General features: G+C 55.1%; 24 protein-coding genes and 1 tRNA gene. 3 read left to right on the top strand and 22 right to left on the bottom strand.

The features are described 5' to 3' along the window. The 14 genes from AU509_RS13500 to gpt form a co-directional block, all read right to left on the bottom strand. The gene (locus AU509_RS13500; protein WP_094118577.1) at positions 1-435 is read right to left on the bottom strand and encodes a hypothetical protein; all 435 of its coding nucleotides are present in this window, start codon (positions 433-435) and stop codon (positions 1-3) included. Continuing rightward, positions 435-632, bottom strand: a complete 198-nt coding sequence (locus AU509_RS13495; RefSeq protein ID WP_048241341.1) for a helix-turn-helix transcriptional regulator — start codon at positions 630-632, stop codon at positions 435-437. The genes AU509_RS13500 and AU509_RS13495 overlap by 1 nt, the downstream gene beginning before the upstream one ends. Positions 633-841: 209 nt before the next feature. After that, positions 842-1,525, bottom strand: a complete 684-nt coding sequence (locus AU509_RS18755) for a hypothetical protein (protein WP_244200988.1) — start codon at positions 1,523-1,525, stop codon at positions 842-844. A 9-nt stretch (positions 1,526-1,534) separates the two neighbouring features. Next, positions 1,535-1,900: a hypothetical protein gene (locus AU509_RS18010; protein WP_094118576.1), complete on the bottom strand. Its 366-nt coding sequence runs from the start codon at positions 1,898-1,900 to the stop codon at positions 1,535-1,537. A gap of 143 nt (positions 1,901-2,043) precedes the next feature. Next, entirely contained in the window at positions 2,044-3,258 is a 1,215-nt protein-coding gene (locus AU509_RS13480; RefSeq protein ID WP_094118575.1) for a tyrosine-type recombinase/integrase, read from the bottom strand. 165 nt (positions 3,259-3,423) lie between these two features. After that, positions 3,424-3,499: transfer RNA gene (locus tag AU509_RS13475), tRNA-Thr, on the bottom strand. Positions 3,500-3,675: 176 nt separating this feature from the next. Continuing rightward, positions 3,676-4,929 (bottom strand): glutamate-5-semialdehyde dehydrogenase, encoded by a 1,254-nt coding sequence (gene proA / locus AU509_RS13470; RefSeq protein ID WP_085653215.1) that lies wholly within the window; start codon positions 4,927-4,929, stop codon positions 3,676-3,678. 10 nt (positions 4,930-4,939) lie between these two features. Next, a complete protein-coding gene (proB, locus tag AU509_RS13465) occupies positions 4,940-6,043 on the bottom strand; it encodes a glutamate 5-kinase (protein ID WP_085653213.1) in 1,104 nt (367 codons plus the stop codon). Positions 6,044-6,170: 127 nt separating this feature from the next. Further along, the gene (gene crl, locus AU509_RS13460; protein ID WP_085653212.1) at positions 6,171-6,545 is read right to left on the bottom strand and encodes a sigma factor-binding protein Crl; all 375 of its coding nucleotides are present in this window, start codon (positions 6,543-6,545) and stop codon (positions 6,171-6,173) included. A 125-nt stretch (positions 6,546-6,670) separates the two neighbouring features. Beyond that, complete coding sequence (locus AU509_RS13455; protein ID WP_085653210.1) at positions 6,671-7,156, bottom strand: OmpA family protein; 486 nt, start codon at positions 7,154-7,156, stop codon at positions 6,671-6,673. Positions 7,157-7,163: 7 nt separating this feature from the next. Beyond that, positions 7,164-8,402, bottom strand: coding sequence for a diguanylate cyclase DgcN (dgcN, locus tag AU509_RS13450; RefSeq protein ID WP_085653209.1), 1,239 nt, complete (start codon positions 8,400-8,402; stop codon positions 7,164-7,166). Continuing rightward, positions 8,395-9,000: a YfiR family protein gene (locus tag AU509_RS13445; RefSeq protein WP_100053532.1), complete on the bottom strand. Its 606-nt coding sequence runs from the start codon at positions 8,998-9,000 to the stop codon at positions 8,395-8,397. The genes dgcN and AU509_RS13445 overlap by 8 nt, the downstream gene beginning before the upstream one ends. A gap of 143 nt (positions 9,001-9,143) precedes the next feature. Then, positions 9,144-10,397: an esterase FrsA gene (frsA, locus tag AU509_RS13440; protein WP_094118574.1), complete on the bottom strand. Its 1,254-nt coding sequence runs from the start codon at positions 10,395-10,397 to the stop codon at positions 9,144-9,146. A 152-nt stretch (positions 10,398-10,549) separates the two neighbouring features. Then, positions 10,550-11,008: a xanthine phosphoribosyltransferase gene (gene gpt / locus AU509_RS13435; RefSeq protein WP_026739764.1), complete on the bottom strand. Its 459-nt coding sequence runs from the start codon at positions 11,006-11,008 to the stop codon at positions 10,550-10,552. Positions 11,009-11,349: 341 nt separating this feature from the next. Here gpt and pepD point away from each other — a divergent pair, with 341 nt between their 5' ends. Beyond that, a complete protein-coding gene (pepD, locus tag AU509_RS13430) occupies positions 11,350-12,810 on the top strand; it encodes a beta-Ala-His dipeptidase (protein ID WP_094118573.1) in 1,461 nt (486 codons plus the stop codon). A gap of 71 nt (positions 12,811-12,881) precedes the next feature. Here pepD and dinB read toward each other — a convergent pair whose 3' ends face one another. Further along, entirely contained in the window at positions 12,882-13,943 is a 1,062-nt protein-coding gene (gene dinB / locus AU509_RS13425; protein WP_094118572.1) for a DNA polymerase IV, read from the bottom strand. A gap of 499 nt (positions 13,944-14,442) precedes the next feature. Here dinB and dpaA point away from each other — a divergent pair, with 499 nt between their 5' ends. After that, the gene (dpaA, locus tag AU509_RS13420) at positions 14,443-15,165 is read left to right on the top strand and encodes a peptidoglycan meso-diaminopimelic acid protein amidase (RefSeq protein ID WP_094118571.1); all 723 of its coding nucleotides are present in this window, start codon (positions 14,443-14,445) and stop codon (positions 15,163-15,165) included. On the opposite strand, the gene AU509_RS13415 is transcribed toward dpaA, so the two are convergent. The 4 genes from AU509_RS13415 to mtnK form a co-directional block, all read right to left on the bottom strand. Beyond that, positions 15,136-15,903 (bottom strand): class II glutamine amidotransferase, encoded by a 768-nt coding sequence (locus AU509_RS13415; protein ID WP_094118570.1) that lies wholly within the window; start codon positions 15,901-15,903, stop codon positions 15,136-15,138. The genes dpaA and AU509_RS13415 overlap by 30 nt on opposite strands. Before the next feature lie 244 nt (positions 15,904-16,147). Then, positions 16,148-16,729 (bottom strand): D-sedoheptulose 7-phosphate isomerase, encoded by a 582-nt coding sequence (gene lpcA, locus AU509_RS13410; RefSeq protein WP_094118569.1) that lies wholly within the window; start codon positions 16,727-16,729, stop codon positions 16,148-16,150. A 245-nt stretch (positions 16,730-16,974) separates the two neighbouring features. Then, positions 16,975-17,997, bottom strand: coding sequence for an alpha/beta hydrolase (locus AU509_RS13405; protein WP_094118568.1), 1,023 nt, complete (start codon positions 17,995-17,997; stop codon positions 16,975-16,977). A gap of 400 nt (positions 17,998-18,397) precedes the next feature. Continuing rightward, positions 18,398-19,600: an S-methyl-5-thioribose kinase gene (mtnK, locus tag AU509_RS13400; RefSeq protein ID WP_094118567.1), complete on the bottom strand. Its 1,203-nt coding sequence runs from the start codon at positions 19,598-19,600 to the stop codon at positions 18,398-18,400. 140 nt (positions 19,601-19,740) lie between these two features. Between mtnK and mtnA the strand changes: the two genes are divergently transcribed. Then, on the top strand, positions 19,741-20,772 hold the full coding sequence (gene mtnA / locus AU509_RS13395) for an S-methyl-5-thioribose-1-phosphate isomerase (RefSeq protein ID WP_094118566.1): 1,032 nt from the start codon (positions 19,741-19,743) through the stop codon (positions 20,770-20,772). Positions 20,773-20,828: 56 nt separating this feature from the next. Here mtnA and AU509_RS13390 read toward each other — a convergent pair whose 3' ends face one another. Genes AU509_RS13390 through AU509_RS13380 form a run of 3 tightly spaced genes read right to left on the bottom strand, consistent with a single transcriptional unit; the run spans position 20,829 to position 22,668 of the window. Further along, positions 20,829-21,371, bottom strand: a complete 543-nt coding sequence (locus tag AU509_RS13390; RefSeq protein ID WP_085653030.1) for a 1,2-dihydroxy-3-keto-5-methylthiopentene dioxygenase — start codon at positions 21,369-21,371, stop codon at positions 20,829-20,831. Further along, on the bottom strand, positions 21,368-22,057 hold the full coding sequence (gene mtnC / locus AU509_RS13385) for an acireductone synthase (protein WP_085653031.1): 690 nt from the start codon (positions 22,055-22,057) through the stop codon (positions 21,368-21,370). Before mtnC ends, AU509_RS13390 begins: the two co-directional genes overlap by 4 nt. Beyond that, positions 22,054-22,668 (bottom strand): methylthioribulose 1-phosphate dehydratase, encoded by a 615-nt coding sequence (locus AU509_RS13380; RefSeq protein WP_085653032.1) that lies wholly within the window; start codon positions 22,666-22,668, stop codon positions 22,054-22,056. Before AU509_RS13380 ends, mtnC begins: the two co-directional genes overlap by 4 nt. Positions 22,669-23,091: the final 423 nt, after the last annotated feature.

The following is a 23,091-nucleotide window of genomic DNA, read 5'->3' as shown; positions in this document are numbered from 1 at the left end:
TTAAGCTGCGTTGAACGCATCCGGGTATAGGGAGAGAATGTCGGTAATATCCTGCTGAGATAGCCCGTGATGTTCATTAATGGCGGCATTATGGTTCACAAGTTGGATCACCTTGAGAACGTCGCCACGGCAGGAAAAGCGGTATCGCAGGTGTGCGCCAATACCATCCGGGTTTTTCTCGTCGATACGCTCTAGTTGAATATCAAGCTGGCGCTCCAGCTCAGACGCATAATTACGCCCGGATGAAAGACGGCAGTAGCGCAGGATGTCATTTTCTGTCCATCCCTCTACGCCAGTGCGCAGCATATAGACACGGGCGCGGTGTTTCTTTGGGGTACGCTTAGGTACTTGTACCGGGCTGGTGGTCGGCGTAATATCAGACGTGCGAATATCTGAGTTAGCCGCCTGCTGTACGGGGCGGTTTTTCTTTTTCATTACGCCACCTCGCCACGTGATTCAGCTATGCGCTGATTAATCCACTCATCAATTTCGCTTTCAATAAAAGCGATTGAGCGTGAACCTATTTTAATAGCAGCGGGAAAACGTTTCTCGCTCATAAGGCGGTATAACCACGCTTTACTATAGCCAGTGCGCTTTTGTACCTCGGCAAATCTAATTAATGACTGAGACATATTTACCTCGTAACGTCCATTGCGGTTTACGAGATTAATTTAATCAGATTCAATCTATTCAGTGTGGAAATCACAACAATAAAGATGGAAAGAGTAATTCAGCCAAGCGACAGGAAAACAGCATTTTTATCGTAACATTGGAAATGTAGAAAAGGCAGATACGGGACTTTAGAAATGCTGCCCCGCATTAAGGTTACGTTTAGAAGTGGCTACTCCTCACTATCAGGCAAAGTGATTTCTAAAGCCTCTTTAATCAGGTTAGTCATTTGCTTCTCTGTTACAACCATCCCCTGATAGCCCAATGCCGCTAGATTGTGAGCTACAGCTCTGGCTATAGAGAGCTTATTTAACCGATCTCCATTCCGAAAAGATTTACTCGATTTTTCAAGCGCAATAGCCATACCAGCAATCATCATAAGTGCTGTATTTTTACCAGGGAACTCTCCCCACTGGTCAAGGTACACCTGATTGGTATTTTCGATTACCTGTGATTGCTGTAGAGGTAAAGGCCAATTAAATTCATGCTCAGCAACCCATTTTTCGACTTCACTACGAACAAGCACACAGTCTCGACGGTCTTGATCCATATTATCGTAGTGCGAAATATCCCTTGCGTTTAGCTTACCATTATCAATGGCGTCCCATAGTGATTCTTTATAAGATTCACATTCATTATTTTTCTCTCCTCCTAAGCTCAACCTAGGATTAGCACCAATAATTAAACAAGCAGCATCACTTAATAGAATATTATCGCGTGAAAGATAAGGAACAAGCCAGCTATCTAAATTTTTTTTCAACCCGATATTATATTCTAATAGATTATCGTGGAGGTTTAGGCCTAAAGTCTTTTCTATCTCCGAACGGTTAAAACCTAAAAAATCAAACGAATTCATAACATCACCTCAAAATGGAATATCATCATCAAAGTTAAGGTCTGCAGTGCTTTTTTCCTGCCCTGTCCTCGTCATAGATGGTGTCCACCCTTCGTACGGTGGGTTATCCATATTGGGACTCGCCATAACCCGATTTAACAGCTCATATGCACTTAAAAATGGGTCACTGGAGGAAGGTCTTCTAGTTATTCCACGAGCATCTTGTATTAGCAGGCTAGGAGCATATTCCTGCTCTTCATCTAGCCGGATAATTATCCAGTTCGCTATCTGATCCCTTGTCATATCGGGATATTTAGACTCGATTCGAATAATCAGTTCTCTAATGCTTATGAATTGCTGCTTTTTAGCTTTTAGCTCTATCGCTGGATTAAGCATACGCCACCTCACGCCCTCTGATTTTGGCGGCTATGCCAGCCCGCAGAGGTGTACGGGTTTTTGGGGATCAGCCTAGACATAGCCTATTCTTTATTCGTCTACAGAAGTCTACCCACATCTACTATCACTGTCTATTCATCCAGTCATAAGGATTGACCAAAACGCCCGTGAACCACGTTTTCACCATGCTCCAACACGTCCATATAGTCGGCATACCACTGAAGCATTTCACGGCGGCCATCCAGATACTGGGCGTGATTGTAGGTGCCGCGAATACTGTTCTTATCAACGTGTGCCAGCTGTGTTTCAATCCACGCGGTGTTGTAGCCTTGTTCGTGGAGAATGGTGCTCATTGTGTGGCGGAATCCGTGACCTGTCACTTTCCCTGCATATCCAATGCGCTTGAAAATCTGGTTAATGCTGGCCTCGCTCATGGTTTTACGCGGGTCATTACGTCCAGGGAACATATAGGAATAGCGCCCTGTCATTTCCCGAATACGCGCGATAATGGCTTGGGCCTGTGATGACAAAGGAACTAAATGCGGGCGGCGCATTTTCATTCGCTCTGCCGGGATTTCCCACACCGCATCATCAGCATCGATTTCCTGCCACATAGCCCCACGCAGTTCGCCAGTTCTTAAACCGGTAATGATTAGCAAACGCGCAGCCAATACCACCAGCTCACTACCTGAGTAGCGTGATAGCGCCTCAAAAAATGCGGGAAGCTCTTGCGCATTCAGGAAAGGGTAGTGGTTGGATTCATGCCCCTGCATGGCACTAGTGAGATCTGGAGCGGGATTATATTCAGCCCTGCCAGTAACGATGGCGTAACGAAAAACCTCACCGCAACGCTGCCGCACTTTTTTAGCTTTCTCCGTAGCCCCTCTACCCTCCATTCGACGAAGTACATTCAGCAGTTCAAGCGGCTTAATCTCTGCAATTGGCTTTTTGCCAATGTAGGGAAACACGTCTTTTTTGAATGCTTCCATAATGTCGGAGGCATATCCGGGAGACCACTTCTTTAACTTACTCGTATGCCACTCTGTAGCGATGTCATGGAATGTGTTGTTTACCTGAGCTTCGCGTGTGGCCTTTTCTTCCCGCTTTGCTTCGTTAGGATCGATACCCCCAGCGATACCCCTTTTTGCCTCATCACGTTTAGAACGCGCGTCGGCTAGGGTAACGTCTGGATACACACCTAAAGCGAGCAACTTCTCTTTCCCGGCCACCCGATACTTGAGTCTCCAGTATCGTGCGCCATTTGGGTTAACCAGAAGATAAAGCCCACCACCATCAGCAAGTTTATAGGGTTTATCCTTTGGCTTAGCGGTATCAACCTGGCGGGCGTTGAGCTTCATTGGGGGTATCTCCACAAGACCGAACAGAACATACCCCCGAATGTACCCCCAGAAGCATGTAGATTTTGGGGTATGTCAGTAGACGTGAAAATACTATCAGGAGCGACACAACGCAGAGTATAAGGGGTTTTAGTGAACTTTAGTAGACGTTGGGAGATGTTTGAATGGTGCCGATAATAGGAGTCGAACCTACGACCTTCGCATTACGAATGCGCTGCTCTACCAACTGAGCTATATCGGCTTTTTGGTCGCCCTGCGAATGCCTGACGATGTGTTACGGAGTGACAAACTAGTGAAATCATGCCGGCAAGTCAAGCATCTGGCGCTCGTCTGCCGATTTTATAATCGGACAGCCGAGCGCTTTTTTCGTGTTATAGCAGCCTGTTATAAATCTCCAACCCGCTATAACACAGACGATTAAGCGCGGACGAGATCGTCGCCGTAGCCAATCCACTTGTAGGTGGTGAGCGCTTCCAGTCCCATCGGGCCGCGCGCATGCAGTTTCTGCGTGCTGACGGCCACTTCTGCGCCCAGTCCGAACTGTCCGCCGTCGGTGAAACGGGTGCTGGCATTCACGTAAACGGCGGAAGAATCGACCTCACGGACAAACTGTTCCGCACGGCTCAGTGAACGCGTCAGAATCGCATCTGAGTGCTGCGTACCGTGTTCACGGATATGGGAGACGGCATCGTCGAGATCGTCCACCAGCGCGACATTCAGGTCCAGCGACAGCCATTCATCATCAAAGTCAGCGGCTTCGACTGCGATCACCTTCGCCGGTCCCTCGCTCAGCAACGGCAAGGAACGTGGGCAGGCATGCAGCGTGACGCCGCTTTTGTGCATCGCCGCGCTCAGCTGTGGCAGGAAATCCTGCGCAATACGCTGATTCACCAGCAGCGTTTCCAACGTGTTGCAGGTGCTGGGACGCTGGGTTTTCGCGTTCACGATGATGCGCAGTGCGGGTTCGAACTCCATCGACTCATCGACGTAAGTATGGCAAACGCCGATACCGCCGGTGATCACGGGGATGGTCGACTGTTCACGGCAGAGTTTGTGAAGACCGGCGCCGCCGCGGGGGATCAGCATGTCTACGTAGCGATCGAGTTTCAGCAGCTGGTTCACAAGTTCGCGGTCCGGCTTCTCAATCGCCTGGATCGCCGCAGCGGGTAAACCGCACTGCGTCAATGCCCGTTGGATTACGCTGACCGTCGCCACGTTGGTGCGATACGTTTCTTTCCCGCCGCGCAGAATAGCCGCGTTGCCGGTTTTCAGGCACAGACTCGCCACATCAACCGTCACATTGGGACGCGCTTCATAGATCACCCCAACCACGCCCAGCGGCACGCGCCGACGTTCCAGCTTGAGACCGTTGTCCAGAATACGTCCATCCATCACTTCGCCGACCGGATCGTTGAGGCTGCAAACCTGACGTACGTCGCTCGCGATCGCGGCCAGACGTGCTGGCGTCAGTTGAAGACGGTCCAGCATCGCTTCGCTCAGTCCCTCTTCGCGCGCGGCGGCAACGTCCTGTTCGTTAGCGGACAGAATAGAGGCGCTCTCCGCTTCCAGCAGATCGGCTATCGCGATAAGGGCCTGATTTTTCTGACTGGTGCTCAAGGCCGCCAGTTGATAAGAGGCCTGTTTTGCCGCTTTGCCCATTTGTTCAAGCACCGCGTACTCCTTAATTGATAATCATGTCGTCCCGATGGACCGCCACCGGACCGTATTCGTATCCGAGAATATCTTCGATCTCCTGCGAGTGATGGCCCGCAATCATGCGCAGTGCATCACTGTTGTAGCGAGTGACCGCATGGGCCAAATCCCGACCGGACAGGCTGCGTACGCGGATGACTTCGCCACGGGAGAAAATCCCTGTCACTTCCCGAATGCCTTTTGGCAGCAGAGAGCTGCCGCGTTCCTGGATGGCGGAGAGTGCGCCGTCATCCACAATGATCTCACCTGCCGGAGGCGCACCGAAAATCCAACGTTTCCGTTTTTCAAGCGGTTCGTCAACGGCATGGAAGTGAGTACCAACCGACACATTGTTCATGACATCGCCAATCACGCCCGGTCGGCAACCTTCCGCGATGATGACGTCGATCCCCGCGCGGCAGGCCACTTCGGCCGCCTGAATTTTGGTCGACATACCGCCTGTGCCCAGACCGGATACGCTGCCGCCCGCGACGTGACGCAGCTCATCGGTGATGGTCTGAACGTCACTAATCAGCTTCGCATCCGGGTTGTCACGCGGATCGGCAGTAAAGAGGCCCTTTTGATCGGTGAGCAGTAACAGTTTGTCGGCGTCCGCCATAATGGCGACCAGCGCCGATAGGTTGTCGTTATCGCCGACCTTGATTTCCAATGTCGCGACCGCGTCGTTCTCATTAACAACCGGAACAACGCGATTATCCAGCAATGCACGCATCGTGTCGCGCGCATTCAGGAAGCGTTCTCGATCTTCCATATCCGCACGGGTCAGCAACATCTGGCCGATGTGGATACCATAAATCGAGAACAGCTGTTCCCACAGCTGGATTAGACGGCTTTGCCCGACGGCGGCTAATAGCTGCTTGGTCGCGACATTCACGGGGAGATCGGGATAGCCGAGGTGCTCCCGGCCTGCGGCGATAGCGCCAGAGGTAACAATAACAATGCGATGCCCTGCGGCATGCAACTGCGCGCACTGACGCACAAGTTCTACGATATGGGCCCGGTTGAGGCGAGAAGACCCGCCTGTCAGCACGCTGGTGCCCAGTTTTACAACCATCGTTTGGCTGCCACTCATAATTTTTCTGCCATTGCGTTGTATAAAAAAAGATGATGGTGAAGAAAACGTTGTAACAGGAGAGACGCGTTATGCCAACAGGCACAACGCGAAAAAAACCGACACAGGCCTATGACCTGAAGGGGCGTTACGGTCTTTCCGTTAAGGAATAAGGGGGGTCGAGCTGCTGCACCAAGACTTCCAGTCGTTTGTGGAAACTTTCCCGCGTGGTGTGTACTTTTTCGGTGATTGCTTTGTCTTTGAATTTGATTTCAGACCAGTTACCGGCTTCATCAAACAAGCCATAACGATACGAGTAAGTCATACTTTGTCCCTGCGCATCCAAATCCAACCACCAGCCCCAAAATTCGCGCTTTTCCGGTTCCGCTTTGACATCGACGCACATCGCCAGACAGTCAAAGAAGAAGTAGAAATCATGGCACTGGCCTTCCCGCAAATAAGGACCCAAAGAGGTGAAATTTTTAATCAAACGGTGTCGCGTATGTCCACACGGTAATGTCATTCGGCATTCTCCCAGTTTTAACATTAAGTTATTAGCAGAGATGCCGCATTTTTCAACTTAATCGCGGGAGAAATAAGGCTTGACGACAGGCGTTTTTGTCGACGCCTACCGCCAGAGGGGACAGATTATGGCGCGGTAATGACGATGGAAACGCGGCGGTTTTCGGCTCTACCCTGCGCCGTCGCATTGCTCGCAATAGGGTAATCCTTACCTAAACCACGCGTCTGGATATGGCTACGCGGGATATTGGCGCTGGCGGCATACACATCCGCGACGACTTCCGCTCGGCGCAAGGAGAGCGCCTCGTTATAACGGTCATCACCGGTATTATCCGTATGACCATCCATGCGGGCATGACTCAGTCCTACGGCGGACAACGTGTTGGCGACTCTTTTGATTGCCGCCCGACTTTGAGGAGTCAGCCCGGATTGATCGAGCCCGAACAAGACCTTTTCCGAGAGTCCCAGCGTCCACCCCTCTTCGCTCGCCTTAAATCCGGACGATTGCAATGCGGCAACCTGCGCAGGCGTGAACGGACCTTTGTGAGACTGGCAGGCCACCAAACCCAGCGCCATGACAGCAATGAGTACAAACTGCAGACTGAATTTCATACAACCACTACCTCGTTAACGCATGTCGCCTGTATTTTTGTTTTTCCAGGTACATGTTTTTGTCAGCCTGCTCCAGGAGGTCCTCTATAGTGGAGTACTGATCGGCAATCGCTACGCCAATGCTTAGCGACATCACAACTTCCGCGCCATTTTGAAGTTCGATCGGCTGGCTTACACGGCGCCGGATCTTGTTCACGATGGGCATGACGTCATCCATATCCTGGACGTCAGACAGGATCAAAGCGAACTCATCGCCGCCCAATCGCGCCGGAAGGTCTTTTTTCCCTGCGCAATATTTCAATCGCTTAGCAATGGTTATCAACACCTTGTCGCCAGCCGCGTGGCCATAGGTATCATTGATGTATTTGAACTGGTTGCCATCCATAAACAGTACAGCCGTATGGCTGTGGCTCTCTTCATCTTCCAGCACGTTTTCCAGCGCGCTGCAAAAAGCCGTGCGGTTAGCCAACCCCGTCAATGCATCGTGCAGAGAGCGTTTCAGCAAGGAATCGTTCTCTTTCAGGATCTGCTCCTGCCAGCTTTCAATTTCTTCCAGCAGGCTGTTGAAATCCTGACTAAAGATGTCCAGTTCGACAATTTTTTCCGACGGTACTCGCCGGGCGAAGTTACGGTTTTCGCGAATGTCGTGCACCACCTCAGCTATATTTTGCAGCGCCATAATCAGGCCATGGTGCAGGTGACGGGTGATGATAACGGACAATATCGAGGCGAAAACCAGGCACAGCGTGAGCACCAGCAAGGAGAAGTAGACGAAGCTTTTTACCGGGGCGTCGCTGCCCGAAATCTCAATATGACCGACGAGATTGCCCCGATGATAGATAGGTTGCAGCACCGAGCTGGGAAACAGCCACTTAGCGATCACCCGGCTCATGGGGTCAGCGTGCTCACTGCCCGCGGCCTGCCAGAACGTGATTTTTCGGCCGTTCGCATCCGTGACGATAGCCTGACTGAACTGGCCTTGCTGACCGAGGGTGCTCAGCGTTTCACGGGCCGCCACGCCGTCGCGGAACACGACAGCGGCCTCGATGCTCTGACTCAGGGTACTGGCGAGCAACTGCAGATTCTTCTCAGAATACTGTTTGAATGAAATCAACGACGCCGTGGTGATCAACATCCATGACACCGTCATTGTGATGACGATACTTAAGGTACTGATACGAGCCAGGGCATTTCTGAACGTGATTCTGCCGGTGACTGTACTGGACGTAGAGGCTGGCTTATCCATGTTTAGCATTCCGCGGACGACCAAGCATTAACACTTCGGGACTGACTTTCACCCCGGTACGAAACAACGAGTCCAAATTTACAGAGAAACTGACCTTTTTATCCGCGAAGATAAGACAAAATGCGCTGCCATCGACACATTCGGGGTTTTGTTCCGAAATGGTCAGTAATGGATGCGCCGGGTCCAGGCTTGAAATTCCGACCTGCTCTTGAATGGATTCCCTGCCGAAGTATACCGCATCGCAGTGCGAGGACGAAAAATCATCGACATCATCTATTAATATTGTATTGAACGTGGGGATATCTTGTTCATTACGAGTATCGGTGAGCACGGCAGCAAAATGCGCTGAAGAGAATACGCAAAGCGTAGGAACCGTTTGGGTGGTTGGCCACCGGGTGTAGCTGACAATGCCGGAGACAGTTCGGCGGAGGTCGGCAGCCGAAACTTGACTCATCTCTGTTTTAAGATTGGACGCCTCGGCCCTGGCTAACATAAGGGGTAACATCAAAAATATCAGAACAAGTAAGATCCACCTTCTCTCCATAATAACGTTATCCAGCTGCTTATCATCCAATTGGGAAGGAATGTTTTTTTGCACGCGCTGTAAAGCCGCACGCGCGGCGGCTTACCTTCGTCGCTATTTCGTTTTTTAAATAGCATAGCTAACGGATACGTTATCACCATCCCACCCAAGGTAATGGGACGATAAAAGGGACGATTATGCGGCAGATAAAGACATCACTACTGAAGCTGATGCCGTAACCAATGGCTGATTTGCTGTAAACAGAGGTGGAAACTTTCGTAGACCGGTGAGGTATTCACCGCCATCAGCTTCCCCTGAGACGATGAGTTAACAATGAGTTCGGACTCCTCCTTCGGACTGAGCACGTCATCCTTCCAGTAGGCGGAGAGCATCGGCGTTGGACAGCGGCGCCCCAGCAACCCCTGTGTTTTCAGAGAGTAGCGTCCCATTTCAGCCTTTAAGGCGGCGTCGGTGGACGACGGCATACCGAGTCGGCTGGCGAGAATATCCATGTACATATCCGGCACGTCCTGCTGACGCACGGCGTCGGCCAGCAGCGAGTGCACCACGGGGCCCAGACAGGCGACGCCCTTCAGCCGCGGCGATTCCAGATACGCAAGCCGAACGGCGATATTGGCGCCGAAGCGAAACCCAAAAGCCCCGACACGGGTATGATCCACCCACGGCACGTCCGGCAAGGCTTTCAACACCTGCTGATGCAGAAAACTAGAGTCCTGATCCAACTTCCAGCGCGACGAGAAACCGACCGACGGCATATCGATGGTCAACATCGCCATGCCCGCCGGCGCCAGATAGTCATGGAATAAGCGGTGATAGTCGCTTTGCAACAGGTCCAGGCTGCCGCACACCAATACGGTGGGAAACGGCGCGCTGCCTTGGGAAGGCAGATGCAGAAAACCGGTCAGCGTTCCGCCGCCTTCGATTGGAATAGACAGCGTTTTCAGCTCGTAGCTCAGGAGAGTGGCGGCCTCTTCATAGGCGCGATTCGCCATCGTCTGCGCCTGCTCGGCAAGCTCATCGCCTTTCAGGTGCGGATAGGCGGCGATGCTGTAGAGCATGGCGGCTTTAAGCCAGCACTGCCCTTTTGTTTCGTCATCCTGCTCGCTTTCGCTCTCCGCCGCCTGCTGCTGCCAGCGCATCCCCTGCACAACCCATTCATAAATCCAGTTTCCGCCGCGATAACCGATGACCGTATCCAGCAAGGCATCGTCGCTGCGCTGGGCCGTACTGGCGGCGATACGTGACAAGACCTCTTCAATTTCCAGCGGGGCGACGCCGCGCCAAATCCACATCAGGCGGTTAATCATCCGATACCAGGCATTGTTGTTGCTGCCTTCCAGGGCGGAGTGCATCCCGCTGGTGGAGTGGTGGGCGCGCGGGATTAAGGTAGAGGTTTCCGGATGTTTGAAGGATGGTTTAAACAGCTTTTCGGACAGGTTGGCCTGAACCACAGCAGCCTCCATAAAGGTCAAGCAGCAGAGAGAGAGCGTTTCGCTAAAGTGTACTCAACACCACGAGGAAAAGCAGTACGGGAGAGGGAAAAGAATCAGAAATGACAACGCCCGGCAGAACCGGGCGTTATAGGCGACAAATCAGGGAGCGATTAGCGGTCAGACAACGGCGGTACGAACACCACGCCCATGTCCCAAGGCTGCTCAATCCAGGTATCCTGCGGGATATCGACCTGATAATCGTCCACAAGCGGTTTCCCAGCCGGCTTCGCAAAAATGGTGATGAAGTGCGCTTTCGGATACATATCGCGAATCGCTTTGGCGGTGCCGCCAGTATCGACCAGATCGTCCACCACGATGAAGCCCTCGCCATCGCCTTCGGCGCGTTTCAGCACCTTCAGCTCGCGCTGATTGTCATGGTCGTAGCTGGAGATGCATACGGTGTCCACATGACGGATGCCCAGTTCACGGGCCAGCAGAGAACCCGGGACCAGACCGCCACGGCTGACGGCGATGATGCCTTTCCATTGGTCCGCCGGCAGTAAACGCTCGGCCAGTTTGCGGGCATGAATCTGCAACATATCCCAGGTTACGACGTATTTTTCACTCATATAATATATCCCGGCCAACGGTGGAGTCGGCTTTATCATAGTCGGAGGGGGAAAAAGGTTGCGCGAGATTATAGATAGGCAACCCCATAAAAACCAGCCTTAATCCGATTGAGTTTTGTTTATGGCGACAAAATCCCCGCCATCATCGTCTGTTATCCCGCGGCTATCGCCTGCCTCAGCCCGTTCAACGCGACCCGGATTGACAGACTCTCCCCAGCGGCGGGAAAGTGATACTCTGTTTCATGATGCCCGATCGCCATGCTCAAAGGCGATTGTTTTTTAACCTGTAGCGCCTCACGCGCCAGACGCGGACTTAGGCTGCTGAAAAGGAGACGTGAATAGTGTCTGAATTGTCTCAGCTTTCCCCACAGCCCCTGTGGGATATTTTTGCCACGATCTGTTCCATTCCGCATCCCTCCTATCATGAAGAGGCGCTGGCGGCGCACATCTTGTCATGGGCGCAGGCGCGCGGCCTGCATTCCGAGCGCGATAGCGTCGGCAACATTCTGCTGCGCAAACCCGCGACGCCGGGTATGGAAAATCGTAAACCGGTCGTACTGCAAGCGCATCTGGATATGGTGCCGCAGAAAAACAACGATACGGCGCACGATTTCACGAAAGATCCGATTCAACCCTATATTGACGGCGAATGGGTGAAAGCGCGCGGCACCACGCTGGGCGCGGACAACGGTATCGGCATGGCATCCACGCTAGCCGTTCTGTCCGACGACAGCGTTGAACACGGCCCGTTGGAAGTGCTGCTCACCATGACGGAAGAGTCTGGTATGGACGGCGCTTTCGGCCTGCAACCGAACTGGCTACAGGGTGAGATCCTGATCAACACCGACTCGGAAGAGGAAGGCGAGGTCTACATGGGCTGCGCGGGCGGCATCGATTTCCTGACGCGCCTGCCGCTGCAACGGGAAGCAGTTCCTGCGGGCTATCAGGTGCTAAAGCTGGTCATTAAAGGACTGAAAGGCGGACACTCCGGCTGTGATATTCACCTGGGACTGGGCAACGCCAATAAACTGCTGGGCCGTTTTCTGGCGGAACAGGCGGGAACGCTGGACCTGCGAATCCTCGATCTGAACGGCGGAACGCTGCGCAATGCCATCCCTCGCGAAAGCGCGGTCACGCTGGCCGTCGCTGAAGATAAGGTCGCCGCGCTGAAAGCCGCGGCGCAGGACTATGTGGCCGTACTGAAACATGAGCTGGCCGCGGTGGAAAAAAACATCGCCGTCCTGGTCGAATCCACGTCGAATGACGCGGCGGCGCTGACCGCCGATAGCCGCGATCGGCTGGTGGCCTTACTCAACGCGATCCCCAACGGCGTGATCCGCATGAGCGACGAAGTGAAAGGCGTGGTGGAAACCTCACTGAACGTCGGCGTGATCACCATGACGGAAACCCAGGCAGAAGTGCACTGCCTGATCCGTTCGCTGATCGACAGCGGCAAGGATTATGTGGTGAGCGTGCTGACGTCGCTGGGGCAGTTGGCTGGTGCGGAAACTCGCCCCAAAGGCGGCTACCCAGGCTGGCAGCCGGATGCGCATTCGCCGGTCATGCAGTTGGTGCGGGAAACGTATCAGCAGCTGTTCAACAAAATGCCGAGCGTGCAGGTGATCCACGCCGGTCTGGAATGCGGCCTGTTCAAGAAGCCGTATCCGGAGATGGATATGGTTTCCATCGGTCCGACCATCACCGGACCGCACTCGCCGGATGAACAGGTGAATATCGCCAGCGTTGGCCTGTATTGGAAACTGCTGACCGCGGTCCTGAAAGCCATCCCTGAGAAAAGCTAAGGCGTCCGTCGCCTGACCCCTCCCGCATCCGGCTGGTCACAACGCCGGATGCGGAGCCAAATCCTTCGCCATTAATGTTCCCAGTTGAACACCAACTGCCGCTCCAACTGCGGGTCTAATAGCGTCACGTGTAACCCCACCAGCCGAACGCCGCGCGCTTCGCGCCGCTGCTCCCAGGTCTGCTTCGCCAACTGAATGAGATCCTCTTTATTCAGCACCGGCCAGACATGCTCCTGCGTGGTTTGCCGAAAATCATCAAACTTCAGCTTCACTCCCTGACGCGCGATATGCAGATCCGGCTTCACCCGGCGCAGACGCACTTCCAGCTCGTCATACAGCGTATCGATCAGCGCTTCGCATTGAGACCAGTCGTGAATATCTTGCGCCAGCGTTTTCTCGACGCCGACGGATTTACGCAGCCGGTCAGGCGACACCTGACGCTCATCAATGCCGTGACAGCGCTCCCATAGCACCCGCCCGAACTTGCCGAACGACTTCAAGAGCGCAGACAAATCGTAGCGCCGCACGTCGGCGCAGGTCTGCAATCCTCGTTCAGCCAATCGACTGGCCGTCACTTTGCCGACGCCGGGGATCTTCGCCAGCGGCAGCGCCAGAATGAACTCATCCACCTGAGCCGGCGTAATGACGTACTGGCCGTTGGGTTTGTTCTGTTCAGAGGCCACCTTCGCCAGAAATTTGATAGGGGCAACGCCCGCGGAGGCGGTCAGATGTAGCTCATCAAAAATAGCCTGACGAATCTCCTGCGCCATGAGCGTCGCGGAACCGTTGCAATGAGGGCTCTCGGTGACGTCGAGATAGGCTTCGTCGAGGGATAACGGCTCAATCAGTTCGGTATAGCGGGCAAAGATCTGTCGAATCTGGAGGGAGGCGGCTTTATAGACTTCCATACGCCCCGGCAGCAGGGTCAGATGTGGACACAGTCGCAAAGCGGTCGCGGTCGCCATCGCGCTGTGAACGCCGTAACGACGAGCCGGATAATTGGCGGTGCTAATCACCCCGCGCCGCAGCGCGCTGCCGCCGATAGCCAGAGGAATATCGCGCAGGCGCGGGTTGTCCCGCATTTCAATTGCGGCGTAAAAGCAATCCATATCGACATGAATGATCTTGCGCATATCCCCTCCGGTATCTGTATAAAAATACAGTACCCACACAGGGTGATGCAAGCTGGCCGACCATCGCCACAACGCCGCGCCAGTGATACACGGCAAGTCAAATGCCCTTAGCGCGTGCTCATCCGCCCTATTTTCCCAAAACAGAGGCAAAATAAAAAAACCGCCCGCCCCCGGCCCGTCACAGCGATAGCCGCGACTCGCCGAACGCCGCGAGCGGCATGACAGCCAACAAGTTTCCTAATAATATCTTTGTGTTAGCACGTCTTCGCGATGACCTCACCACGCCGAGTCAACATCGTCCTAAACGCTCCTTCTCGCACGCATGACGCTCACACTCTGCCCGGCGTGTCAGAACCGTCGTTTCCCGACATCATTTCCAACTTGAATAAAATAAAAGCAGTGCTAATGTGACAGCGCTACACCGCCATAGGCACCGGAATACGGGACGACACCACAAAAATACCGTATGTGACACAGCTTCAGTTATCAGGATCCATCAATGCAAAAAATCGCACTGTCATTTGCGACGCTGTTTTTTTTGCCTTCCGTTTTCGTTACCAGCTATGCCAGCGAAGTCATTCCGGTAACGACCTCATTTAAGCAGCAAGCGTTAGGCTCGCCGGTCTATATTCAGATATTCAAAGAAGAGCGGTTATTGGAGCTGTATGCCAAAGTCGGCACCGATTATCGTCTGGTGCAAAGCTATCCCATCTGCAAATACTCGGGCGGACTCGGTCCCAAACGGGTGGAAGGCGATATGAAGAGTCCGGAAGGATTTTATCAGGTCGATTTGCATCAGCTTAAACCGGATAGCCACTTTCACCGCGCCATCAACGTCGGTTTCCCCAACGAATATGACCTCTCTCAGGGCTATTCCGGACGCTATCTGATGATCCACGGCGAATGCGTGTCGGTCGGCTGTTATGCCATGACCAATCAGTACATCGATGAGATCTACACCTACGTCGAAAGGGCGCTATTGAACGGGCAGGCAAAGGTTGAACTGGCGATCTACCCCTTCCGCATGACGGACAAAAACCTGCAGCGGCATCGCAACTCGACTTACGCCAATTTCTGGCAGCAATTGCAGCCGGGTTACGCTTACTTTAACCAACATCACCAGCCGCCGGCCGTCGCCGTGTTCAACGGCCAGTATATGGTGAACCAGGCGACCCCGAACAAGAACCCGTTTTCAAACTACGCGCTCACCAAAGTGGAATAACACGAACTCGCCTGGCTCAATCTGATGCCAGGTTTCATTCCCTGTCAGCGGCTGCGTCGCCAGCACGGTCACCACGTCATCCGGCGTGGTCTGCTGCTGAAAATCGATTTCCACATCATCATCCAGCAACGTCGCCTTGCCGAAAGGCGCGCGACGCGTAATCCAGCACAGCCGCGTGGAGCAATAGCCCATCACGAAATGCCCGTCGGACAACAGCATATTGAACACCCCTTTTTTGCTCAGCGTTTCCGCCAGCGAAGCGATGTAGCGAAACACCGAGGACCAGTGCGATGGCGTGCGGGGATAACGTAATGAGAGATGATGAAGCAACCAGCAGAATGCGTATTCGCTGTCCGTTTGGCCTACCGGGCGGTAGGTGCCGGTTTTCAGGCTGCGATAGCCTTTCAGTTGGCCGTTATGGGCGAACGTCCAGTTTCTCCCCCACAGCTCGCGGGTGAACGGATGGGTATTCTCCAGCGCCACGGCACCGCGGTTAGCCTGACGGATATGCGACACCACCGCGCAGGATTTGATGGGATACTTCTGCACCAGCTGCGCGATAGGGGACGTGGCGCTGGGCAGGGGATCTTTGAACGTCCGGCAACCGTTCCCCTCGTAAAAAGTAATGCCCCAGCCGTCACGATGCGGCCCGGTACGACCACCGCGTTGCATCAGCCCGGAAAAACTAAAACAGATATCAGTTGGGACATTGGCGCTCATCCCAAGCAGTTCACACATGGTTGGTTCCTTACCTTTGTGACCCGCCATTAGAACGTGAGAGCCGCTGGCGGTGATTAGGCTGCGTCTCAAGGCGCGAGCCGTGCGGTGTGGATGGCCCAATCGACGACGAGCGACGCCGCCCGGTTCCTTCGGGGCCAACGTCTGAAGACCGTCTTCTGCCGAGCGCCGGTCCGCGCCTTGATGAAGCGATCTGACGGCAACGACCGCACCCGCACGCAGCGGGATGCGGCCTAATGCACGATTAGTTCTCCGCCATTTCCTTTTCGATCAGCTGGATCAGGATATGGATCGCTTTGATATGGATTTCCTGAATCCGGTCGGCGTAGCCAAAATGCGGCACGCGGATTTCAACGTCAGCCGAACCCGCCATTTTGCCGCCGTCTTTACCGGTCAGCGTAATGACTTTCATACGCTTGGCGCGCGCGGCCGCAATGGCCCGGATGATGTTGCCGGAGTTACCCGAGGTAGAAATCCCAAGCAGCACATCCCCTTCTCGTCCCAGCGATTCGATGTAGCGCGAGAACACGAAGTCGTAGCCAAAATCATTGCCGACGCAGGAAATATGACTCGGATCGGAAATGGCAATCGCCGGCAGTCCCGCACGGTTTTCACGGTAACGGCCGGTCAGCTCTTCGGCGAAATGCATGGCATCACAATGAGAACCGCCGTTCCCACAGGAGATAACCTTTCCGCCCGCTTTGAAGGCGTCCGCCAGCAGTACCGCTGCGGCTTGAATCGACTGAATATTGGCATCGTCGCTTAAAAAGGTATTCAGCGTATCCGCCGCTTCGGTTAGCTCTTTACGGATTAAGTCCTGATACATGGAACCCTCTCATTAGGTGATATCACGATGGTCTGCCGTGCAGTGTAACGGATCGCCCAAACCCGGAGAAGCGCACAATTGACGATTGTCATGATTCGCGGCAGCGGTCACGCCGGAGCGGTTAATTTGCGCGCAATGGGGCGCTCCCGCTCATACAGAAGGACGCCACAAGGCTCCACCGGTATCAAAACATACCGACGAAACGGCGCCAGGCGGCATGCAAACGCAACATCAGAATTCGATGCTTAACGCAGATGCTTTTTCAGCAGCCTGCCAGCCTGGTCCAACGCGGCCTGAGCTTCCGGCACCTTCACCAAGGCGTTGTGAAAACCAAAGTCGTGGATCATACCGTTGTAACGCACCTGCACGACGTCGACGCCTGCCGCATTCAGATGGCGAGCATAGGCTTCTCCTTCGTCTCGCAGCACATCGTTTTCTGCGGTCTGGATCAGAGCTGGCGGTAACCCTTTCAACTGCGCTTCGCTCGCCCTCAGCGGCGATGCGTAAATCTCGGCGCGCTCGGCGTCGCGGGTCGTATAGTGGTCCCAGAACCAGGTCATCATGGCGCGCGTCAGAAAGCGGCCCTCAGCAAAACGTTGGTAAGATTCCGTGTCGAATCTGGCATCCGTGACCGGGCAGAAAAGCACCTGATAGCGAAGCGTCGGCGAGCCCTTTTCTTTCGCCATCAGGCAGACCACCGTCGCCATGTTACCGCCAGCGCTGTTGCCAACGACGGCCAGACGCTGTCCATCGACGTTGATTTCCGCGCCGTGCTCAGACACCCACAGGGTCGCGGCATAAGCCTGATGGATCGCCACGGGATAATGCGCTTCCGGGCTGAGGGTGTAGTCCACGAAGACGGCCGCAGCGCCGGAAGAACGCACCAGATCTCTGACCATGCGTTGGTGGGCCGGGAAATCACCCAGCACCCAGCCGCCGCCATGAAAAAACATAAATGCGGGCGGCATGTCCCCGGCGTTGTCAGGCCGTACGATGGTCAATGCCAGCGGGTGTCCGTCCACATTAATCGTTTTATGCGAGATGACGACGCCGGACATATCCACGTCGACGCTCGCCTGCAGTTCGGCCAGCATCTTTCGCGCCTCTGCCGGAGAAAGCTGTTCAATCGGTTGGCTGCCCCCGCGGTTCAGCGCAGTCAACAAAGCCTGCGTTTCACGTTCAATATACGGGTCCGCGCTGGCCGCGTGAGCGCTACCCGCCGACAGTAGCAGACTGCCGTCATGTTGATGACAAGCACGTTTTTTCATCTTCTCCCCTCTATCAGCGCGTTGATGCCGAAAGCCAAGCGTTCATGATGGTTAATGCCACCCTGCTCATGAAAATGATAGGTGAAAATAGCCACAATCCACCGACTTTAACCTTTGGTGTTTTATGAAAAGATGAACAACGCCCACGGAGCATCAACGTCGCAAAGCCCTCATTCAAAACAGTGACACATTCGGGCGGTTCATCACGACAGCACTTGCCTGAAAGAACCCTTGATTTAGCAATATGTGGGGAAGGAACGAGGAGGAACAACGAGGAGTAAAATTGCGCGCAGCGTTAAAGCGCTGGCGCGCCGCCATAACAAATGAACGCGATATCCGGTGCTTCGACCACCGCCACGGATTCTCTTTTCCTGTCGTGACGGCGGCCATACGGTGTTGATCAGACGTCGAACTGACGGATCCGCGTCAAAAGCGCGCCGATGTCGCCGATCGTCTGCGCGTCGACGATCAGCGCCCGGCCCAGCGCCAGCGCATGCTGTTTGGCGGTCAATCGCGCCTGAGTGTCCGCAATACTGTCCAGATCCGCCACATGAGCCAAACCGATAGTGCGACGAATCAATTCGGTGCCACAGTAGCCAATAGCGTCTTGCCACACCTGACGTAAAAACAGTTCGGCATAGCCCTCAGCCGCCAGCGCCGGTTCACGCCCTTGATCAGCGCACAGCGCCGCGAAACGTTCAGCAAACGTCCGCCACAGCGCGGCACACTCGTCGAGACGCTGAGATCGAGCCACCTTTGCGGCTTCATCACCCAACAGCCCGGCCGCGCCGCAGTAATTCAACAGCAGGTTCCCCAACGCAGACCCCACGTCAAAACCGATAGGGCCGTAGAAACCGAACTCGGCGTCAATCACCTTGAGCTTGTCTTCCGCGACGAAAATCGATCCGCTATGCACATCGCCGTGCAACAGCGCTTCCGCTTTGGCGAGAAAGCCATGTTTCAAGGCCGCCACCGCGCGTTTCACCTCGCGATCTTCCCGCAGCGCCAGTACGTTCGGCAGGAGTTCTGGCTCGAACTGATTGCGCTCATGGTCGATATACGGATCGGTAAAGAACAGGTCTTCCGTAATCTGGCACAGCTCCGGGTTGGTGAAACGACTGACCGCCGCTTTCTTCTCGTGCGGCGGCTGATAGAAATCCGAGGTATGGAACAGCGTCTGCGCCAAATATTCGCCCAATTGCGCGGCCGCTTGCGGGTAATGACGCCCGGCGACCAGCTCGTTACGCCAGATGCGGTGATCGGACAGATCTTCCTGCACCATCACCGCCAGTTCAGGATCGTAATGCAGCACCGAGACGGTATGCTGCGGGCAAAACTGCGCATGTGTCAGCAAGGTTTCCGCTTCGATGCGCGATCGATCCAGCGTCAGCGGCCACGACTCGCCGACGCAGCGTACATAGGGCAATGCCTGTTTGACGATCACACGGCTGACGCCCTGCGTATCGCGAATTTTAAAGACCAGATTCAGGTTGCCGTCGCCAATTTCCTCGGCGGCGACCAACGTGTGCGCCTCTGCCACGCCGCCGTATTGGCGGGCGTATGCTACGGCATCGTCTGCATGAAAAGTACGGTATTGTGACATTGCGAATCCCCTGGTAGGTGGTATCTGTGCCATTTTCTTGTTGTTTTAGACATAAAAGCGTTTGGACGTCTATACATCCGCAAAGCATACTGGCAGAATTAAAAAATTGATGCAATAGCGCAACACGGATTTAACTCCAAATGCAAAACATTAACACTACAAGTTTAAAGGTTATTGATAACCAGCTCTGGATCCTCGATCAGCAAGCGCTGCCGCAGGAGAAGGTTTGGCATCCCTGCCCAGACGTCAATGCGCTGGTGGAACACATCAAAGCGTTGCGCGTACGCGGCGCGCCCGTGATCGGGCTATCGGCCAGTCTGCTGCTGGCTTTGCTGGCGGAACACGGTCTCTCTCGTCCTGCGCTGGCGACCGCGCTGGAGACGCTGCGCGCGGCCCGCCCGACCGCCGTGAACCTGATGAACAACCTCGATCGCATGAAGCAGGCGCTGGCGGCGCCGGAGTGGATCCCGGCGCTGGGACAGGAAGCCCTGCGGCTGATTGAGGAAGATCGCGCCCTGTGCGATCGCATCGCGGATTACGGCGCAGCGCTGGTCACCCCCGGCAGTCGGCTGCTGACGCACTGCAACACCGGCGGACTGGCGACGGCGGGCGTCGGCACGGCGATCGGCGTACTGCTGCGCGCGCATCAGCAAGGCAAGATAGAAAATGTCTGGGTGGATGAAACCCGGCCATTGCTGCAAGGCGGACGCCTGACCGCCTGGGAGCTGGGGGAATTGGGCATTCCCTATCATCTGATCTGCGACGCCATGGCGGCATCGCTGATGGCGCAGGGTCAGGTTGATGCCGTGTGGGTGGGTGCGGACCGCATCGCCGCCAACGGCGACGTCGCCAACAAAATCGGCACCTACAGCCTGGCGGTACTGGCGCGGTATCACTGTATTCCGTTCTACGTCGCCGCGCCTCATACGACGCACGATCCGCACTGCCCGGATGGACACGCGATCCCCATCGAACAGCGCGCGGCCGCCGAAGTCACCGGCGTATCAGGAAGCTTTGGCCATACCCAGTGGGCCCCGCAGGACGCGCGAGTGTATAACCCGGCGTTTGACGTCACCCCGGCCGCCTTGATTAGCGGTTGGGTGCTGGACAGCGGTGTAATTACGCCAGAGCAGGCGCGCGCCGGTATTTTTCAGCAGACGCTGTCGCGTTAATACCGTAGGAAACGTCTCCCCGCCGCTCGGGTGGGGAGACGCTTAACGACAGGAAATCAGGCCAGCTTCGGATACGCCGTGGCGATGTCGTCGCCGGTGAAGTGGGCGATCCATCCTTCCGGATTGTCGAACAGACGAATGGCCGTAAAGTTCGGGGACGACCCCATATCGAACCAGTGCGGCGTTCCCGCCGGGACGGACAACAGATCGTTCTTCTCACACAAGATCTGGAAGATCTGCCCTTCGACATGCAGGCAGAACAGCCCCGCGCCCTCCACAAAGAAACGCACTTCATCTTCCCCGTGCGTATGCTCAGACAGAAACTTGCCGCGCAGCGCTTCCTTCTGAGGATGGTCGGCGCGCATGCTGATCACATCCCAGCTCTGATAGCCTTTTTCCGCCACCAGTTTGTTGATTTCATGCTGATAGGCCGCCAGCACCTCTTCCGCGTCAGGCTCTGCGCTCAATGCGCGATCCGCCTGCCAGCGTTCGAAACGGACGCCGATAGCCGTCAAACGCTGACGGATCGCCTCGGCGTCCTGGCTCTGCCACACCGGTTGTGATGCGTCTTGGTCGCTGAAAATAGTGAGTGCGCTCATGAGGAAATCTCCTGTACGTCGATATGATCGAAGCGGCTCACCTGCGGGTGATCGCTCTGGGGGTCTGCCTCGCCGCGCAGCAGCTGACAGGTATGCCAACCGGCGCTTCGCGCCGCGTCCAGCTCCTGATGAATATCGGAAAGGAACAGAATTTCAGCCGCCGGGAGCGCAATGGCTTCGGCGATATTCCGATAGGATGCGACTTCACGTTTGGCGCCAACGCGCGTATCAAAATAGCCGCTGAACAGCGGTCGTAAGTCACCGACGTCGCTGTGGCCGAACAGCAATTGCTGCGCCTCGACCGAGCCGGAAGAGTAAACGTACAGCTTGATGCCCTGCTCAAGCCACGCATGCAGTTGCGGCGTCACGTCGGCGTAGACGTGGCCATGGAAGTCGCCCTGCCGATAGCCTGTACGCCAGATAATGCCCTGCAACGTTTTCAGCGCCGTCGACTTGCGATCCTGATCCATAAACTGCGCCAGTGCGTCCACCAGCTCCGTTTCGCTGGCTTCCGGACGCGCAAGCTCGATCCGCAGCGCCGCCAGCGCATCGGCGACTTCCCGCTGCTCGCCGGCCTGAGCCACGATGTCCGCCAAACGCGCGCGCGCGTAGGGAAACAGAACGTCGTGTACGAAGCGAATGTCGCTGGTGGTGCCTTCAATGTCGGTGACGATGGCCTTAATCATTGCGCCTCCAGCAAACGTCGTTGCAGTTCGCACTGGAACAGAAACTCCAGCCCCTCGAGATGACGTCGCGCTTCCTGCACGCTCTGTCCCCAACAGTAGAGGCCGTGGCCCCGCACCAGAAAACCGTAACGCAGCGGCGTGGACGCATGGCGAGCCGCCACGCGCTCGGCCAGCGCCGGAATGTCCTGATCGTTATCGAAAATAGGGATGTTCACTTGGTCGAGATGCGAGCGCTGGCCAGCCAGCGACTTCTGCATCTCGTAGCCTTCCAGAATCAAGGCATCGCTTTTCTCTACACGGGACAACACCGTGGCGTTGACCGAGTGCGTATGCAGCACGGCGCCGATGTGCGCGTCGAGACGATACAGCAAGGTGTGCAAACCGGTTTCCGCGGACGGCGTACGGCCGCTAGGCACATGGTTGGTAGCAATATCGACCTGTAGAAAGTCATCCGGCTTTAGATTGCCCTTGTCTTTGCCCGATGCCGTGATCAGGCTGCGCGCCTCATCGAGACGGACGGACATGTTGCCGCCGGTGGCGGGACACAAGCCTCTTTCCCCGATCCAGTGGCAGGCCGCCAGCAGGTCGGTCAAAAATACGTTATCGCTCATGGTCTATTCCCAGTGCAGGTGAATCCCCAAACGTTCCGACGCAACCGTCGGCGTTCAGTGTTGTTATTGCCGCTCAGTGAGCATGAATTTTTATAAACATCAGAGAGAAATACGCCGGTTTCTTTCCCCCGCGTCTGAACCCTCTGATTCGCGCGCTGGCATATACTCTCGGCGCCTTCGCCTGATGATAAGTATCACATTAACGCGTGAGATTACCCGGAGAAATCGGGGATCTCAAGAAGATCATCGGCCCTTCCGGCCAAGGAGAATACCGCGAAAAGAGGGTGGGTAATCCCCCTTTTTTTATACTGTTTTTTGTTTTCTGACCGCCAGCTCAGACCGCCCCGTCGCCTGACGACACGCTGCTGTTTTCTTGTCCGACAGACGATAACATCACACCGGCAAAACGGGAGGGGAAGTTGA

Source organism: Lonsdalea britannica (assembly GCF_002111595.1).
Lineage (GTDB): Bacteria > Pseudomonadota > Gammaproteobacteria > Enterobacterales > Enterobacteriaceae > Lonsdalea > Lonsdalea britannica.
This window is presented reverse-complemented; position numbering and strand designations above follow the sequence as displayed.